Raw genomic sequence first — 4250 nt, 5'->3', positions numbered from 1 at the left:
GACGGCCGCCGGCGCGTCGCGGCGCAGCAGGCACGCCTGCGCGACGAGCGCGAGGCGGTGCGCGAACACGCGACCCGACGCCTCGAGCGTGTCGGCCGGTGCGTCGAGCATCGCGCGCAGCGCGTCGAGCGCCGCGCGGATGCGCGGTTCGCCCGCGCCGAGATCGGCGAGTTCGGTGAACAGCGCGGCAGCCGCGTCGGGCTCGCGCGACACCGCGCGCAGCACGTCGAGGCACATCACGTTGCCCGAACCTTCCCAGATCGAGTTGACGGGCGCCTCGCGGAACAGCCGCGCGATCGGGCCGTCGTCGACATAGCCGTTGCCGCCGAACACTTCCATCACCTCGCCGGTCAGCTCGACCGCGCGCTTGCACACCCAGAATTTCGCGGCGGGCGTGACGATGCGCTTCCAGGCGCGTTCGCGCGGCGAGTCGTCGCGCTCGAACGCGTCGGCCAGGCGCATCGCCAGCACGAGCGCGGCTTCGCTTTCGAGCGCGAGATCGGCCAGCACGGTGCGCATCAGCGGCTGTTCGGCGAGCGCGCGGCCGAATGCATGGCGCTGGCGCGTGTACGCGATCGCCTGCACGGCGCCCTGGCGCAGCATCGCCGCACTGCCGAGCACGCAGTTCAGCCGCGTGTAGGTGGCCATCTCGATGATGGTCGGAATACCGCGGCCTTCGTCGCCGAGCATGATGCCCCACGCGTCGTCCAGTTCGATCTCGCTGCTCGAGTTGCTGCGGTTGCCGACCTTGTCCTTCAGCCGCTGGATCTCGACCGTGTTCTTCGTGCCGTCCGGCCGCCAGCGCGGCACGTAGAAGCACGACGGGCCGCCGCCTTCGGTCTGCGCGACGACGAGGTGCGCGTCGCACATCGGCGCGGAGAAGAACCACTTGTGGCCGCGCAGCCGGTATTCGCCGCCGCGCCCGCCCGCGCCGACGGCGGTCGCGAGCGTCGTGTTCGCGCGCACGTCGGAGCCGCCCTGTTTCTCGGTCATGCCCATGCCGAACCAGATCGAGCGCTTGTCGGCGACCGGCACGTCGCGCGGATCGTAGTCGTCGCTGTAGAGCTTGTCGCGCAGCAGCGCCCACAGCGCGGGCTCCTTCTGCAGCACGGGGATCGCGGCCTGCGTCATCGTCGCCGGGCACAGCGTGCCGGCCTCGATCTGGCCATGCAGGTAGAAGCCGGCCGCGGTCGCGGCCCAGCGGCCGCGGCGCGACTCGCGGAACGCGAGCGACACGAAGCCTTCGTGGCGGTAGCGGCCGAGCAGCGCGTGCCACGCCGGGTGAAAGTCGACGCGGTCGATGCGCCGGCCGCGCCGGTCGAACGTGTTCAGTTCCGGCGTGTGACGGTTCGCTTCGTCGGCAAGCCGCGCGGTGTCGGCGCTGCCGAGCCACGCGCCGTATGTGTCGAGTTGCGGCACGGCCCAGTCGGCGCCCGCGCGGGTGAGCGCGTCGCGCAGCGCGATGTCCGTCGTGAAGAGGTTATAGTCGACCAGTTCGTCGAACTGGTTCGTGACGGCGTGAGTCGATTCGGTCATCGAGGTTGTCTCCGGTCTCATGCTTCGCGGGCGGCCGGCGTCATGCCGCACGGATGACGCTTCGGCGCCGGTTCCGGCCCCCGGTAAAACGCATGCCCTGCTGATTTCCAGAGTAGCAAATATGCCGCCGCGACATGTTCAGGTTCCGGCGCCGCCCGGCCAGCCGGCGGCGCAACCCGCGCCCGCGTTGCGCCGCCGGCCGCGCCAGTCGCGCGCGCAGGCGAGTTCCGACGCGCTGCAGCAGGCGTTCGTTCAGCTTTTGCTCGAACGCGGCTACGCGAAAGCGACGATCCGCGAGATCGCGGCCGTCGCGGGCGTCAGCATCGGCACCTTCTACGAGTATTTCGGCGACAAGCAGAGCCTCGCGGCGCTCTGCATCCATCGGCACGTGCAGGCGCTGGCCGACCGGCTGCGCGACGCGGTGGCGCGGCTGCGCGGTGCGCCGCGGGCCGAACTCGCCGCCGCGCTGGTCGACCTGCAGGTCGACGCGATCGGCGCCGACGCGGCGCTGTGGGGCGCGCTCTTCGCGCTGGAGCGGCAGGTGTCGCCGCTCGCAGCCTACCGCCGGCATTACGACGCGTACGTCGCGCTGTGGCGCGACGCGCTCGCGCACGCGGCCGATCCGCCGCCGGCCGCGCGGCTCGACGGGATCGCGCGGATGGCGCACACGCTCTGCTACGGCGGGCTCTCGCAGGCGCTGCTGACGCTCGGGCCCGCGTTCGACATCGCCGCGCTGCGCGATGAACTGCGGGCCGTGCTGCTCGCCTATCTGGCGGCGGCCGGCCGGTAGCATCCCGTTAGGGAAATGCCTGATTCGCATGTCGGCCGGGCAGGCGAGCCTTGCCGCCGCGTGCTTCTCTCCATGGGCCATGAGAAAAATACATGGCCGCCATGACGAACTTTCGTTTGTCCGCCGATATTGGCTCGGGCTAAATCATGCGGCAGATGCAGGCCGCGCGCGTCGCGCGGGGCCGCCCGAAGGACATCAGAAGGAGGAGTCATGCGAAGCGCCACCGCGCCCCGTTCGAAACTGCCCGACGTCGGGACGACGATCTTCACGGTGATCGGCCAGCTGGCCGCCCGGCACGATGCGTTGAACCTGTCGCAGGGGGCGCCGAATTTCGCGCCCGATCCGGCGCTCGTCGAAGGCGTCGCGCGCGCGATGCGCGACGGGCACAACCAGTACGCACCGATGGCCGGCGTGATGGCGCTGCGCGAGCGGCTCGCGGAAAAGACCGAAGCGCTGTACGGCGCGCGTTACGACCCGGCCACCGAGATCACGGTGATCGCGAGCGCGAGCGAGGGGCTGTACGCGGCGATCAGCGCGCTCGTGCATCCGGGCGACGAGGTGATCTACTTCGAGCCGTCGTTCGACAGCTATGCGCCGATCGTGCGGCTGCAGGGCGCGACGCCCGTCGCGATCAAGCTGTCGCCGGAGCACTTCCGCGTGAACTGGGATGAAGTGGCGGCCGCGATCACGCCGCGTACGCGGATGATCATCGTCAACACGCCGCACAACCCGACCGCGACCGTGTTCTCGGCCGACGATCTCGAGCGGCTCGCGCAGCTCACGCGCGACACGGGCATCGTCGTGCTGTCCGACGAGGTCTACGAGCACGTCGTGTTCGACGGCGCGCAGCACCAGAGCGTCGCGCGCCACCGCGAGCTGGCCGAGCGCAGCGTGATCGTGTCGTCGTTCGGCAAGTCGTTCCACGTAACGGGCTGGCGGGTCGGCCATTGCCTCGCGCCGGCCGAACTGATGGACGAGATCCGCAAGGTGCACCAGTTCATGGTGTTCTCGGCCGATACGCCGATGCAGTTCGCGTTCGCGGAGATCCTCGCGCGGCCGGACAGTTATCTCGGCCTGTCGGCGTTCTACGAGGCCAAGCGCGACCTGCTCGCGCGCGAGCTGGCCGATTCGCGTTTCGAGCTGCTGCCGAGCGAGGGCTCGTTCTTCATGCTCGCGCGTTTCCGGCACTTCTCGGACGAAAGCGACAGCGATTTCGTGCTGCGCCTGATCCGCGACGCGCGCGTCGCGACGATTCCGCTGTCGGCGTTCTACACCGACGGCACCGACGCCGGCGTGATCCGGCTCAGCTTTTCGAAGGACGACGCGACGCTGGTCGAAGGCGCGCGGCGGCTGCGTTCGCTGTAACCCCCCGTACGGCATCCGGCCACGGGCATCCGGCGACGGGTACGTCGCATCGACCAGACACAGGAGATCACGATGAAGCACACGGCCACCCTGAAACTCGCGTTCGCACTCGCGTGCGCCATCGGTTCGGGCGCGGCGCTCGCCGATGCGCAGACGCTGCGCTTCGGCCTCGAGGCGCAATACCCGCCGTTCGAATCGAAAGCGCCGAACGGCGACCTGCAGGGCTTCGACATCGACGTCGGCAACGCCGTCTGCCAGACGGCGAAGCTGTCGTGCAAATGGGTCGAGACGTCGTTCGACGGCCTGATTCCCGCGCTGAAGGGCCGCAAGTTCGACGCGATCAACTCGGCGATGAATGCGACTGAGCAGCGGCGCCAGGCGATCGACTTCACGACGATCATCTATCGCGTGCCGACCCAGCTGATCGCGCGCACCGGCAGCGGCCTGCTGCCGACGCCGGAATCGCTGAAGGGCAAGCGGGTCGGCGTGCTGCAGGCGTCGATCCAGGAAACCTTCGCGAAGGCGCACTGGGAGCCGGCCGGCGTCGCGGTCGTCGCGT

Annotated in this window: 4 protein-coding genes; 3 read left to right on the top strand and 1 reads right to left on the bottom strand. The window is 69.8% G+C overall.

What is annotated here, in order from left to right:
• Positions 1 to 1536, bottom strand: a 1536-nt coding sequence (locus L810_RS41460) for an acyl-CoA dehydrogenase family protein (protein ID WP_042978291.1), incomplete at its 3' end; no start/stop codon positions are given.
• Between the two features lie 121 nt (positions 1537 to 1657).
• On the opposite strand from L810_RS41460, the gene L810_RS41455 reads away from it, so the two are divergent.
• The 3 genes from L810_RS41455 to L810_RS41445 form a co-directional block, all read left to right on the top strand.
• Positions 1658 to 2326 (top strand): TetR/AcrR family transcriptional regulator, encoded by a 669-nt coding sequence (locus L810_RS41455; RefSeq protein ID WP_021164079.1) that lies wholly within the window; start codon positions 1658 to 1660, stop codon positions 2324 to 2326.
• A 210-nt stretch (positions 2327 to 2536) separates the two neighbouring features.
• A complete protein-coding gene (locus tag L810_RS41450) occupies positions 2537 to 3691 on the top strand; it encodes a pyridoxal phosphate-dependent aminotransferase (RefSeq protein ID WP_021164078.1) in 1155 nt (384 codons plus the stop codon).
• A gap of 72 nt (positions 3692 to 3763) precedes the next feature.
• A partial coding sequence (locus tag L810_RS41445; protein WP_042978290.1) for a transporter substrate-binding domain-containing protein occupies positions 3764 to 4250 on the top strand: 487 nt, incomplete at its 3' end.

Source organism: Burkholderia sp. AU4i (assembly GCF_000466765.1).
GTDB lineage: Bacteria > Pseudomonadota > Gammaproteobacteria > Burkholderiales > Burkholderiaceae > Burkholderia > Burkholderia cepacia.
Note: the sequence above shows the minus strand (reverse complement) of the source record. Positions and strands in the feature narration are given on the sequence as shown.